Here is a 12,725-nt window from a genome sequence, read left to right on the forward strand (position 1 = left end):
TTAGACTGTCGATCGATTTTTTATCGGAGTGGAGCAGAAACCCTCCATAGAACAGAGGGCTAGATCAATGGAAAGCCAAAATTTTTCACCAGAGATAAAAAATATATGCAAGCCGTTTCTTGAGAAATTCGACCTCAATGCATTTTCTTACTCGCGCGTATTCAACGACGGATCTCGCAGCGAGTTGTGGACCGACGCTGCGGCTTTGGAGCACACCTTCCACAAGGCACGGTATATCGTGGGCGCCTATACACCGCAATACTTCAAAAGCGATGAAAGGTACTCATTCCTGAAGTACAAGATCGAGACCTATCCGGAAGGCCTTAAAAAGAGATACAAAAATCAGCTCATCGATCAGCGTGAATATTTCAACCACGACCATTGCTTCTTAATTATCAAGCACAACGAGGAATTCTGCGAATATTTCATATTTTATGCGCCTGTCTGCAATGAAATGGCAACCAACCACTACGTGAACAACATTGACGAACTAGAGGCTTTCTGCAAATATTTCGTTCATTCAGCCGAGAAAATTATCACAGTCTCCGATCAGCATAGAATATTGACAACAGAAATATTCACGGCCAGGAAATTTCAGGATCAAAAAGCCATTGCAAAGAAAATGACCCCACGCGAGCACCAGGTAGCAAGGCTGTTGATCACAGGAGCCACCATCAAGGACGTAGCTATCGAACTGAAAATTTCCCCGCGCACAGTGGAAAGCCATGTGGAACGGTTGAAAATAGAATATGGCTGCACCAGAAAATCCATGCTGATCAAGGAACTCTATCTCTGCAGGCACTCATTGAACTGAAGGTGTTTTACACCATGTCGCAGAGATGGCGGCAATGCCCCAGGCGCCATTCCTTTTTGCGTCCTCGAGAAGATCAGGGCGCATCCCGCCCAGCGCAAAAATAGGCACCCGCGTTCCAGCAACAAGCGCCTTGAAACGCTCCCAGCCCATGGGAATGGCTTCCGGATGGGTCTTGGTCGCAAAGACCGGGGACAAGGTGATGAAGTCCACGCCGATGTTTTCCGCTTGTGCGATCTGGGCCGCATCATGACAGGCTGCAGAAACCAGCCAGTGGCTGGGCGCAGGTCGTTTCTTGCAGGACATCAGCATCTGGCTGTCCAGGTGCACGCCATCACAGCCGACTTCCAACGCCATCACCGGGGGACCGTTGAATACGAGCCGCGCGCCATGGGCACGGCAGATAGCCAGCGCCAACTTGGCGACCTGCAAGAGATCGCTCTGCGGCAGCACCTTGGCTCTGAACTGGACAAGTCTGATGCCCGAAGCCAGTGTGGCGCTCAGCTCGCCCAGAAACTGTTCGCAGTGGGGTGGATCAGCCGGCTCTGGCGTGATTTGGCAAATCGTCGGAATGGTAGGCATGGTCGTTCTGCGTCCCACTTGTTTCCCTTGGATGGTGGTGAGCGGGTGCTGACACTCTCCAGCCGCAAGACCGCGCGATCAGGCGCCGCCCAGCCGGGCACCGACGAATCCGCCTAGCGCACCCGCAGCAAACGCAATGCCAAGCAGCAGTACGACGAAACGCCGGGTTCGGTACTCCAATGCGGTTTTGTGTGCAGCCCACTGAACCGTCTGTGCTCCCAGCTGGTTGCCGATTTGCGCCGCAGCGTACCGGCCCGCCTCTATCAATTTCTCGGCGTCCTTTTCCATCACCGATTCGAAATTGAGCTTGAATGCCAGAAAAGCCTTGCCGGCGGCATCGGTGGTCGCCTTGTCGATTTTTCCGGCCAGCGTCTCATCGACCTGCTCCAGCCTGCGCGCAAGAACATCGACGTCCTGCAGCAGTTCGGCCATCAATGCTTCGCGCGCAGAGGTGGCATTGCTATTTCCCATTGCGCTCACCCTGCGTGAACAATGCCTGGTAGACATCGTCGAGGTTCTTCTGCGCCGACTTTGCGAGTCGCTGCGCAGAGATCATGCTGACCGCATGCGCCTTGGCATCTTCATCACCGGCCTCACGCAGCATGGTGCGGTAGTCCGTGGTGTCAGCCACTATGTCGGAAACGCTCTTCTGGAATGCGAGCAGTCGCTCGAAAATGTCGTTTCGGAACACCACGGCGTTCGGCTTCAGCGTGAAGCACTTCTTGTCCGCATGCAGCCCGAATATCGTGCTGAACAGCCGCGAAACGTCGCTGGCATCTTCCAGCTCGACCTTGTTGAAAACCACGCGGATCTTGTGCGCGGGCACGCCCAGTGCGGCCAGGGTCTCGATGGTATTGGCGCTGTCGATCTGCTGCTTTTTCTCGCTGACGACGGGCACGACAAAGCAGTCGAACTCCTCATGCGATCCGTCGAACTGGCCCATCTGCTTGATAAACTCTTCAACGTTCGAAGCGCCGACGTCGACGATCGCCGAATCCAGCAACATCAACTCTTCCTGTAAATCACCAAAGTCCTTTGCCTTGAGAACTTCTGCATGGCCATCATGCAAAGCACCTGTATTGACGGTCTCCACCCTGAATTTCTGTGCGGCCATGCGAGGAGCAAGCAGGTTATCCACCAAGGTGGTTTTTCCGGGATTTCCGCTGAAGTTTATAACGGCTACTTTCACATTGCCCCCCTTCTATTCTTCCTTGCCAATCGCTCATAACGCGCCAGCTTTTCAGCCTGCTCCGAGGGGCTTGGTTTCATCAATCGGTCAATGCTTTGCATCGATATCGGCGCGTGTGATTCGAAGTTATCCGTTGAATCCAGCTTCGACGTTTCACAAATATCTCGCTGTGAAAAATAGTTACCGGAAACGGATTGTCTATATGAGGCATTTTGCTGAACTGTAGGCCGCTCTTTTTTTCGGTAGCGATAGATATACGTCTTGAACGTCTGAAACGTCAGTTCAAAACCAGCATTCACAAGAACCTTGTGAATTTCCCCAAGCTGCACGCCCGCTGCCAGCTTCTCCTCGATGCCCGGCATCACTTGGCGCAGTTTTGCGGCCATTGAGGTCGGTTCCATGCGACTTATTGCAAGTTTTACGGTTTGATTCATCATGGCCTTCCGTGGCTACGGAACTCTACGCCATCTGAAAGATTTTGGTCCTAATAGTCCCTTTAACGATGTTGTTATGCGCCATTCTGTCCTCTATTTGTTCGATGAATGTCCTCTATCTGTTCTCTTCCTCCGACGCCCTTCGGGCTATATATCTTCCACGCCCTTGAGACGTTGATATTTTTGTCCTTAACAGGCCAAAAATCTCAATACACAATACGCACCTCCCCGCCGGGAGGATACTCCTGGGAAGATCCTGCCTTTTCATCCTCTTTGCGTGTAAGACGCGCAATAGGATTTCTCTAGAAAATGGCCGGAAGCCCGCATGAACACAAGATTCCTGTCTATAGAAAATCCTATAGGAGTGAAACGATGAAAAGTGGTGGCAGCTCCATTCCAGTTTGGTACGTGGAGGAGGACCGACGCAGGGTCGAAGAGGCGTGCGCGCTGGCAGGCTATCGGCACCTGTCGAAGTACATTCGCGACAAGTCCCTTGGACGTGACGCTCGTGAGGAGCCTCACCGTGATCGCCTTCAAACATGGGCCGACCACCAGGACCTGGTCCATCGCCTGGGCGAAATCGAGCGCGCCCAACGACAGGCCCACGCACTTCTGGCCATGCTGTTGTTTCTGCTGCAAAAGAGAGCCACGGCGGCGGAGACCCGCGAGTTGCTGCTCGCGTGTGAATCGGCACGAACGCAGAGCGACATCCTTGCCGCGTCGGTGCCCGAGTTGGCAAGCATCCTGACCCGTTTCACCCAGGATTGCTGAGGGCGCGGACCCATAAGCCACAAGGACTCCGAGGAGGACAAACACGATGCAGAAACACGAGGTCGAAAATACCAGCCTGCTTCTTGCGGTCAGCCTGCCGCTTACGGGCTGGCTGACCGGCACTTATGCGGGTGGTGTGCCGCTGTCACCGCTGCCGCAAGCGCTCACCGCAGCCATCAACGCCACGCTGAGCAATCCCTTCATCCTTGGAGGTGTCATCGCTGGGCTGGGTTTGGCCGCGGGCGCGGCCTATCTGCTCCATGAGTTTGGTGACGATGGATTTCGGGGGGCAGCGTATCGCCGCTGGATGCGCGGCGCGCGCATCGACAACTGGCATAGGGTCAAGAGCAGCGTCGACACCGCGAACCGGCGCACGAATCAACAACGCCGCGCCACGCGGAAAGTCTCGTCGAACTTGCCGCCCATCATGATTGGTCCGATGCCCATGCCGTTGCATCTCGAGAACCGCAACACGCTGGTGTGTGCATCGATAGGCGCGGGCAAGTCGGTGGCCATGGAAAGCATGATCTTCTCGGCCGTGAAACGGCGCGACAAGATGGCGGTGATCGATCCGAACGGGACTTTCTACTCCAAGTTCAGCTTCCCTGGCGACACCATTCTCAACCCGTTTGACCGTCGGTCGTCGGGCTGGACGCTGTTCAACGAGATCAAGGGCATGCACGACTTCGACCGCATGGCCAAAAGCGTGATCCCGCCCCAGGTGGACCCCAGCGACGAGCAGTGGTGTGCGTACACGCGCGATGTGCTGGCCGACACCATGCGCAAGCTGCTCGAAACCGGCCAGCCCGACCAAGACCTGCTGGTCAACCTGCTGGTGCGCGAGGATGGCGAAGTCATACGCAGCTTTCTCGTCAACACCGACTCCCAGGGCTACTTCCGCGAGAATGCCGAAAAGGCCATCGCGTCCATCCAGTTCATGATGAACAAGTACGTGCGGCCGCTGCGTTTCATGACCCGGGGCGATTTCTCACTGCACCAATGGGTGCATGACCCGCACGCGGGCAACCTGTTCATCACCTGGCGCGAAGACATGCGGGCCGTGCAGCGGCCGCTGGTCGCGACCTGGATAGACACCATCTGCGCGACCATCCTCAGCATTCCCGATGACGGGCAAGGCTTGTCGCGCCGGTTGTGGCTGTTCCTCGACGAGCTGGAGTCGCTCGGCAAGCTCGAATCGTTCGTGCCCGCAGCGACCAAGGGTCGCAAGCATGGCCTGCGCATGGCGGCGTCGATCCAGGACTGGGCGCAGCTTGACGAGACCTATGGCAAGGACGCGGCCAAGACCTTGCTCAGTTGCTTTCGTAATTACCTGATCTTTGGCGCGTCGAATGCGCTCAATGCCGACAAGGCCAGCGAAGTGCTGGGCAAACAGCATGTCGAACGCGTGCAGATCACGCTCAATGCGGGCGGACGCAGCCGCCAGGTCGTGGCCAGCGCGCCGGAGCCCGTGGTGCTGGATTCGGAGATCTCGAACCTCAAGGACCTGGAAGGCTACGTGATGTTCGCAGAAGACTTCCCCATCGCGAAGATCAAACTGCCCTACGCGGCCTACCCGCTGCGGGCTGCGCCGCTTGATGTCCGGTGATGGGGGCAGTACATGCTCAACATCACCTCGATCCGCGGCAGCAACCAGTACGCGGCCGCGCATTATTTCGCGGCAGCGGACGACTACTACACCAAGGAACACAGCGGCGAATGGCAAGGCCAGGGCGCGCAGGCGCTGGGCCTGACGGGTCCGGTCCAGCAGGGGCAGTTCGCGCGGCTGCTCAATGGCCAGTTGCCAAACGGAGTGTGCATAGCCAAGACATTCGATCCGGTCGACAACAAGAAACGCATGGGTCTGGACCTTACGTTCTCTGCACCGAAGTCGGTCTCCATGCAGGCCCTGGTCGCTGGCGACCTGCAGGTCACGGCAGCACATGACCTGGCCGTGACGCGCGCGCTGGAACAGGTCGAGCAGTTGGCCGAGGCGCGCAAGAAGGTGCAGGGGAAAAGTTTTCGCGAGCGCACGGCCAACATGGTGATCGCCAAATTCCGCCATGAAATGAGCCGCGCCAAGGACCCGCAGCTGCATACACACGCGGTCATTCTCAACATGACGCAGCGTGCCGATGGCGCATGGCGGGCGCTTTCCAATGAGAGCATCTTCCATGTGCAGCACGAGGTGGATGCGCTCTACAAGGCCGAGCTCGCCAAAGGCCTGCAGGCGCTGGGCTATGCCATACGCCTGGTCGACGACAAAGGCAACTTCGAGCTCGCGCACATCAGCCGCGACCAGATAGAGGCCTTCTCGGCGCGCAGCCGCGTCATCGAGGAAGCGCTGGCAGACGAAGGCAAGACCCGGGCCACAGCGACCACGCTCGAAAAGCAGGTCATTGCACTGGCCACGCGCCCGAGCAAGAACGAGTCGGACCGCGCTGTCGTAAAGCAATATTGGCTCGAGAAAAGCCTGGCGCTGGGCATAGACTACGGCCTGCACGCGCAGTTGGACGGCCGTGCGCTTGGCAACGGTGCCAGCGGCCGCGACCGCATTGCGGCCCAGTGCCTTCCTGCAGGTCTCACACCGGCGCAAGCCGTGGTGCAGTACGCGATCAACCATCTGACCGAGCGCGAAGCCGTGGTGCGCGAGACCATGCTTACCGCCACGGCGCTGCGCCGCGCGGTCGGGCTCGCCAGCCCGCACGAAGTCCATGCCGAAATCCGGCGCCTGGTCGCCCAGGGAGCGCTGATAGAGGCCCGGCCCGTGTATCGCATGGCCGATCGCAGTGATGGACCCGCGCTGTCGGCCGCCGGCTGGAAAAGCCATCTGCAAGAGCGCAAGGCATGGTCCAGTAATCAGGCCCAGCAGTACGTGCGCCTGGCCATTCGCCAGGGCGCGCTGGTGCGCACGGAAAAACGCTATACGACGCAAAAGGCCCTGGCCCGCGAAAAAGCCATTCTGGCCATCGAAGTCGCGGGGCGCGCTGCCGTCGCGCCGCTTCTCGACGCCACCGCAGTCGATGCAGCGCTGCGCGCCTCCAACCTGAACGCCGGCCAGCGTTTGGCCGTGGAAACCATCGTGCGTTCCACGAATCGCTTCGTGGGCATCCAGGGCGATGCAGGGACCGGAAAGACCTATACGCTGAACCAGGCCGTGGCGCTCATCCATCAAGCCGCGGGCGCCGGCTATCGCACCGTGGCACTCGCGCCGTATGGCAACCAGGTCAAGGCGCTGAAAAACGAGGGGCTAGAAGCACACACGCTTGCGAGCTTTCTGCGCAGCAAGGACAAGCCCATCGATGAACGAACCATTCTTGTGCTCGACGAATCCGGCGTGGTCGGCGCGCGCCAGATGGCCCAGGTCATGCGTATCGTCGAGAACACCGGCGCGCGCATGGTGCTGCTGGGCGACACCAAGCAGACCGAAGCCATCGAGGCGGGAAAGCCGTTTGCGCAACTGCAGCGCAACGGCATGCAGACCACGCGCATACGCGCAATCCAGCGCCAGATCGACCCCGCACTCAAAGCCGCCGTGGAGCTGGCCGCCGACGGCTGGGTCGTGCCATCGCTGGCACATCTCAAACATGTAGAGGAGCTGAAAGTGCCAAGCGAGAGGCACCAGGCCATCGTCAGCGACTACGTCCGTCTCTGCGGGCCAGAGCGCCTTGAAACGCTGATTGTGGCCGGCACCAATCAGGCCCGACGCGAGATCAACCACATGGTGCGCGAGTCGCTGGGCCTGGCTGGCAAGGGACGAGAATTCGAGACGCTGACCCGCGTCGATATGACGCAGGCCCAGCGGCGCTTTGCACCGAGCTATGTGCCCGGCGTAGTCATCCAGCCCGAAAAAGACTACCTCCAGGCAGGCCTGCTGCGTGGCGAGACCTACCGGGTCAAGGAGGCCCTGCCCGGCAACGCCTTGGAGCTGCAAAGGCCAGACGGCAGCACCACCATCATCAACCCACGCAAGTTGACTCAGCTCAGCGTCTACCAACTCGAACGCACGGAACTCTCGATAGGTGACACGGTGCGCATCAACCGCAACGATCCAGGGCGAGACCTCACCAACGGCGACCGGATGCGCATTGCCAGCGTCATCGGCGGAGTGGTCAAGCTCGAGTCGGTGGAACAGAGCGATGGCCGGCCGGAACGAACGCTTGAGTTACTGGCTAGCAAGCCGCTTCATCTCGAGCACGCCTACGCTTCCACCGTCCACAGTTCACAGGGCTTGACCAATGATCGCGCGCTGATCTCCCTCGACACCAAGAGCCGTACCACGTCAACGAATCTCTACTACGTGGCCATCAGCCGCGCGCGCCATGAAGCGCGGGTCTATACGAACTCTCTCCAGGAACTGCCAGCGGCGATTGCACGGCGCTTTGACAAGAGTACGGCGCTGGAGATTCATTGTGAGCGGCATCCGATCCAGCACAGAGCCCCTATGGCGCCCAAAAGTGCGTCTGACGGCAGGCAGTTGTTACCGCGATCCGCGCTTTGAGCTGCAAACCGCTTAGTGGGCCGAGCGTATCAGCGAGCTGTGACGCACTGCGTGAGCATGCGTTGGGTCGTTCGGTTGCGGCGGGGCCTAGCATTTTTAGGCCTTCGCGGTGATTAGCATGGCCCCCAGTGCCGACGTTGCTGCTGCTCATTGAAAGCTTCATTGAATTGATGTGGCCCCCGACGCCCCCCACTGTGACTCAGTGACCAATGCACCCAAGCAGTTCTATGCGCGCCGAAACCCCACTCTGCTGAACTGCTACGACGAGGTAAGGTGCGCCATCAGATGGATGGCGGAATTCCAAGAGCTGAAGATGGCGCATTTTCATCCTGCAGGCCTGATGGGAGCTTCGAAGATCCCTTGTTAATAGACAAAACTGCTTTGGGCCATCCCGTGAGAATTCCGAGCCGACCCTTTTGCAATTGTCCTCGACGGCGAGTCCAATGTCTGCTGCGCAGCGAGGCTGTGTGATAACTCACTGGGAGCCCGCACGAGTCACACACAGGTTGTAGATTTTTCGGTTTATGCGATTTGACGCCGTTTGAAAGAATTCAAGGCGATGTTGGAGCCCTTTGGGGGCTTTATATCGGGGGCTGCGGCGACCGCAAAGGCCGCCTATGCACCCAACAACTGCATTGCTCTCTTGGTCTCCTCAAAGCCCAAGATGCTGAGAACGCGTTTGAAGTTGTATGCCAGCACGTTCAGGCTCATCTCGGTTGCGACGCGCTGGATACCTCGAGTCACCAACGCACGCGTAGCCGCCATACGTGATCGGTGAAAACATCGATACCGTGCGGACTCTGCGGAAGCAGCCATGTCACTTGGTCAAACACGCTTACGGTATATCCGTCTTCATGGCTCCCCAAGGAGAACGCACCGATCAACTTTCCAACGCAAGCGCGTGGCCCCATAGTCTCGGCATCGCGATGGAGTGGCTCGGAAACCTGCGGCTGTCCCTTGACCGTGTATCGCGAGACATCTGCCAGCTCCTGCGGCCTGCTGCGAACCACACGTCGCTGACCTTGCACGACATGGGAGCCAGGCACAGCGGGCTGCAAGGCCGCCGGGCAGGGATCATAGGGATCGAAAACCACCCGGGCATGGCTCGATCCATCATTGCCATCCGCCAGATCGCAGCTCGGAAATGGCCGGCCTTTGCGCAGGTCGCGATACAGCTGGTCGATGGGCTGCACGCACTCGGCCACGCCCTTGGGTCCGCCGTTCGACGCGGGGTTGGCAAGGCATAGCAGCACCTGACAACCGTACTCGGAGGCTTGAACGGATGAGACAGTGCTCAGGATGAGCAGCAGGGCCAACGACTTCTTCATGGCATTTCTCCTGAGGTGGCGCCTGGCGCCGATCAGTGGATGAACTGGACAAAAGGCGCATCCTTGCGATCGCTTTGCGCATGCGATTGAGGTGGTGGCGGAGCTGGAGTGGGGGGTAGTGCATCGCGGGTACTGCCAAGCCTCAGCTTGGTGGCCGGCTCTTTTTCCCGCTCGGCAGATGGCTGCGCGGCTGAATGCTCGACTTGCAGGCTCTCCGCGAAAATCACCCAGTGGGAAGGTATTGATGCTGACCTCTTGGCATCGGCTGGCGGCATATCCGCGGCACGCACAGGCACTGCGCTATCGGCTTTTTGTGGCTGAATGGCGGGCACGACCGGGATGGGCAGCGCCTGGCTGTTGGCATTGCCGACGACCTTCTGCACATAGCTTGGCTGGCCCGCTTTGTCCGCGCGAAAGCCGCGTGTGAAATTGCCCGAATAGTAGCAACTGAACGCCGCTCGCAAGGCGCTTTGCGCATCCCCCATCCGCTTCTGTGCGCGAAGAAAACAGTCTTGCAGAATGGCACCGCCAAGCTTGAGATTGCGGCATGGCTGGAACACGGTTTCGTAAGTCTCACCGTATGGCGACAGGTTATGGCGATTGACCTGGCCCAGACCCATTGAAAAATTGAAGCCCTGCCGCTCGAGCGCGCGCGCAGTGGCGACGGCTTCCGCGAGGCTGCGCGGCTGGCGCACGAGCGTGCCGCCGACGATGCCGATTGCGTAGGGATTCCATGACGATTCGGTGCTGACCACGGCCTTGAGCGTTGCGGGATGGATGCCCGGTGCGCACTCGGCCGCCAGCTTCTCAAACGACAGCGGCTGCGCAGGCGGATGGGGTTCGGCCAGCGGTGCAAGTGTGGTGAGCAGCCCCGCTAGGACGGTGACAGCGCTACGCACCCGCATAGAGAATTTCCGAAACGTAGCGGCCTTCGCGCTCGGTGTATTTCCACTGCACCACTACGTCGATGCGCCGTTTGACGCGCTCGATGACCTGCTCACGCGTCATCGAAGTGTGGCCATCCATCAACTCGCCAAAACGGTCATACATCTCGGAGGGGGAATCGGTATGTATCGTGGTCAGCGTGCCCTTGTGGCCGGTGTTGAGCAGACCCAGAAACTCGACAGCTTCGGGGCCGCGGACTTCGCCCATGATCACGCGGTCCGGGGTCAGTCGCATGCATGAGCGCAGCAGCGTCGCGGGGGTCACTGCGGTCTGCCCCGCGGCCTGGTGCCGGGCATAGGAAAGCCGCACGCAGTTCGGCTGCGCGGGCTCGATCTCGCGCGCGTCCTCGATCGTGACGATGCGCTCATGCGCAGGGATCTCCTGGACCAAAGCGTTGAGGCAGGTGGTCTTGCCGCAATAGGTGCCCGCGGAAATGGCGATGTTCTTGCGAGCCAGAACAGCCGCGCGCAGGAACTCGGCCCATTGGCCAGCATGGTAGAGCTGCAGCAAACGCGCGTCCGAACAAGGCCCATTGTCGACGTCACCATTGACGAAGCGGAACGCCCCTTGCTGGCTGTACATGGGCAGCGTCATCTTGACTAGCGACTGCTTGCGGATGGTCATCGCAATAGTCCTCTCGGGCACCACGGGCGGAAGGATCATTTCTGTGCGGTAGGTGCCGCGCTCGAAATCGGGAATGCCGTCCTCGAGGTTTACCGGAATCTCGGCCGAAAGAATCGGCATCGCCCGATCGACCTCCAGGCTCTTGAATGAAGCCGTGACTTCGGCCAGCGAAGACAGCAGCGAGTAGGTTAAGGCTGGCACGTCCCTTTGCTCTGCATAGTACACATCCCTTTTTCTGAGCCATAGCTCTCCTGGCCGGTTGATCTGGATCTCGGTGACCTGCTGGTCATCGAGATAGTCCGTCAGCAACGACAGCTTGGCGCGGAACGAGGCAATCTGCGACATGGCTAGGCCATCACTGGAGGAACTCCACCGCATCCATGCGCTGCGCCGCGGCGATTTCTTGGTGGTAGACGGGGCTGAAATCGAGGTCCTTGTTGGCGTAGATGCGCACCCGCGCGCCGGCTGGCACGGTGATCGTCGGCGGGATGCCGAGGAAAGGCTGCAGCGCCGACTGTGCGCTTTGCGCCGCCGCCTGCTGCACCGATTGCCGGTAGGCTGCCGCCGAGTTGTACTGATCGCCCGAACTCACGCCCACAATCGACGCGCCGGCGCCGATGATCGACAGCAGCGCGGACATCCCGAAGATCTGCGCGAAGTGCGTATCCACGCTGCCGCCCATGCCGGCCGTTCCCAGTTGGTCCGCGCCCGCGCTGTCCAGCGTCACCTGCACGCCGTCCGGACGGCGCACCGTGTTCCAGATGACGAACAGCCGGTCCTGGCCCTTGCGCACCTGGGCGCTGTACAGGCCACAAATGCGAGAACCCCAGGGTATCAGCCGGTGGCGCTCCTGCGCGCCGTAGATGTCGCGCTGCACGGTCCCGCACACCATGCCGGGCAAGTCCGAAGTGGCCCGCGGTTCCAACACGGCTTCGATTAACTTGCCCTGCAGGATCTTGTACGGCAAGTGGTCGATCTGCTGGGCCTGGCTGACCGTCACGCCCTGGCCCGACACCGCGCGCGCAAAACGCGAATTGGCATCCTGTGCGCCGCGCTCGGCACCCACACCGCCCAGCGCGCCCGATGCGGCTTGCACCGGGCCGGCTTCTGCGAGCGGCGGTGTCGCCGCGCTGTCCTGACTGTTGGGCGCCATGATGGCCGACTTCATGCGTGCCTCGAGCATGCGCCGCTGTTGTTCGAGGCGCTGCAGCTCCATCTGCTCGCGCTGGGCGCGCGTCGGATCGTCGGCGGGCTGCACGGGTGTGGGAGCTGGTGCAGCCGTTCTTTCCTGTCCCTGGTCCTTGAGTTTGGGAACCGGCTTGCGCTCGGGGATGCTCAGATTGGCGGCAGGCTTCACGGGATCGCCGTCGCCATGCCGCAGGTACCAGACAGCGCCAAGCACGACCGCCGTGACAGCCGCAATTGCAATACCGCTCACTTTCCTCTTGCGGCCGTCGGCGAGCAGCGATCGGTGGGTCTGCTGCTCCCATTCGCGCACGGCCGCTTCGCGCTCGTCCAGCGAGGGATTGGCGGGAGTCGACAT

12 protein-coding genes are annotated in these 12,725 nt (G+C 59.9%); 4 read left to right on the forward strand and 8 right to left on the reverse strand.

The window, feature by feature from the left end:
* Positions 1-67 precede the first annotated feature (67 nt).
* The gene (locus KHY18_RS02390; RefSeq protein WP_213293884.1) at positions 68-814 is read left to right on the forward strand and encodes a helix-turn-helix transcriptional regulator; all 747 of its coding nucleotides are present in this window, start codon (positions 68-70) and stop codon (positions 812-814) included.
* On the opposite strand, the gene KHY18_RS02395 is transcribed toward KHY18_RS02390, so the two are convergent.
* The 4 genes from KHY18_RS02395 to KHY18_RS02410 all read right to left on the reverse strand — a co-directional run bounded on the left by KHY18_RS02395 (position 803) and on the right by KHY18_RS02410 (position 3,019).
* On the reverse strand, positions 803-1,393 hold the full coding sequence (locus KHY18_RS02395) for a thiamine phosphate synthase (protein ID WP_213293887.1): 591 nt from the start codon (positions 1,391-1,393) through the stop codon (positions 803-805). The two genes, KHY18_RS02390 and KHY18_RS02395, sit on opposite strands and share 12 nt — an antisense overlap.
* A 78-nt stretch (positions 1,394-1,471) precedes the next feature.
* Entirely contained in the window at positions 1,472-1,864 is a 393-nt protein-coding gene (locus KHY18_RS02400; RefSeq protein ID WP_213293890.1) for a hypothetical protein, read from the reverse strand.
* Positions 1,854-2,582 (reverse strand): StbB family protein, encoded by a 729-nt coding sequence (gene stbB, locus KHY18_RS02405; RefSeq protein WP_213293893.1) that lies wholly within the window; start codon positions 2,580-2,582, stop codon positions 1,854-1,856. Before stbB ends, KHY18_RS02400 begins: the two co-directional genes overlap by 11 nt.
* Positions 2,579-3,019, reverse strand: coding sequence for a conjugal transfer protein TraD (locus tag KHY18_RS02410; protein WP_213293896.1), 441 nt, complete (start codon positions 3,017-3,019; stop codon positions 2,579-2,581). The genes stbB and KHY18_RS02410 overlap by 4 nt, the downstream gene beginning before the upstream one ends.
* Before the next feature lie 369 nt (positions 3,020-3,388).
* Here KHY18_RS02410 and KHY18_RS02415 point away from each other — a divergent pair, with 369 nt between their 5' ends.
* From KHY18_RS02415 to mobF, 3 genes are read left to right on the forward strand one after another with little or no spacing between them, the layout of a single operon-like run.
* Entirely contained in the window at positions 3,389-3,787 is a 399-nt protein-coding gene (locus KHY18_RS02415; RefSeq protein ID WP_213293899.1) for a conjugal transfer protein TraA, read from the forward strand.
* 46 nt (positions 3,788-3,833) lie between these two features.
* The gene (locus tag KHY18_RS02420; RefSeq protein WP_213293902.1) at positions 3,834-5,393 is read left to right on the forward strand and encodes a type IV secretion system DNA-binding domain-containing protein; all 1,560 of its coding nucleotides are present in this window, start codon (positions 3,834-3,836) and stop codon (positions 5,391-5,393) included.
* Between the two features lie 12 nt (positions 5,394-5,405).
* Positions 5,406-8,285 carry a MobF family relaxase gene (gene mobF / locus KHY18_RS02425; RefSeq protein ID WP_213293905.1) on the forward strand — a complete coding sequence of 960 codons (2,880 nt, stop codon included), beginning with the start codon at positions 5,406-5,408 and terminating at the stop codon, positions 8,283-8,285.
* A 740-nt stretch (positions 8,286-9,025) separates the two neighbouring features.
* On the opposite strand, the gene KHY18_RS02430 is transcribed toward mobF, so the two are convergent.
* The 4 genes from KHY18_RS02430 to KHY18_RS02445 are packed head-to-tail and all read right to left on the reverse strand — an operon-like array spanning position 9,026 to position 12,725.
* Positions 9,026-9,613, reverse strand: coding sequence for a hypothetical protein (locus tag KHY18_RS02430; protein WP_213293908.1), 588 nt, complete (start codon positions 9,611-9,613; stop codon positions 9,026-9,028).
* Between the two features lie 32 nt (positions 9,614-9,645).
* Positions 9,646-10,518 (reverse strand): lytic transglycosylase domain-containing protein, encoded by an 873-nt coding sequence (locus tag KHY18_RS02435; RefSeq protein ID WP_213293911.1) that lies wholly within the window; start codon positions 10,516-10,518, stop codon positions 9,646-9,648.
* A complete protein-coding gene (gene virB11, locus KHY18_RS02440) occupies positions 10,505-11,527 on the reverse strand; it encodes a P-type DNA transfer ATPase VirB11 (protein WP_213293913.1) in 1,023 nt (340 codons plus the stop codon). Before virB11 ends, KHY18_RS02435 begins: the two co-directional genes overlap by 14 nt.
* 10 nt (positions 11,528-11,537) lie before the next feature.
* Positions 11,538-12,725 carry a TraB/TrbI/VirB10 family type IV secretion system protein gene (locus KHY18_RS02445; protein WP_213293915.1) on the reverse strand — a complete coding sequence of 396 codons (1,188 nt, stop codon included), beginning with the start codon at positions 12,723-12,725 and terminating at the stop codon, positions 11,538-11,540.

It is taken from the genome of Acidovorax sp. CCYZU-2555, assembly GCF_018413525.1.
Classification (GTDB): domain Bacteria; phylum Pseudomonadota; class Gammaproteobacteria; order Burkholderiales; family Burkholderiaceae_C; genus Comamonas.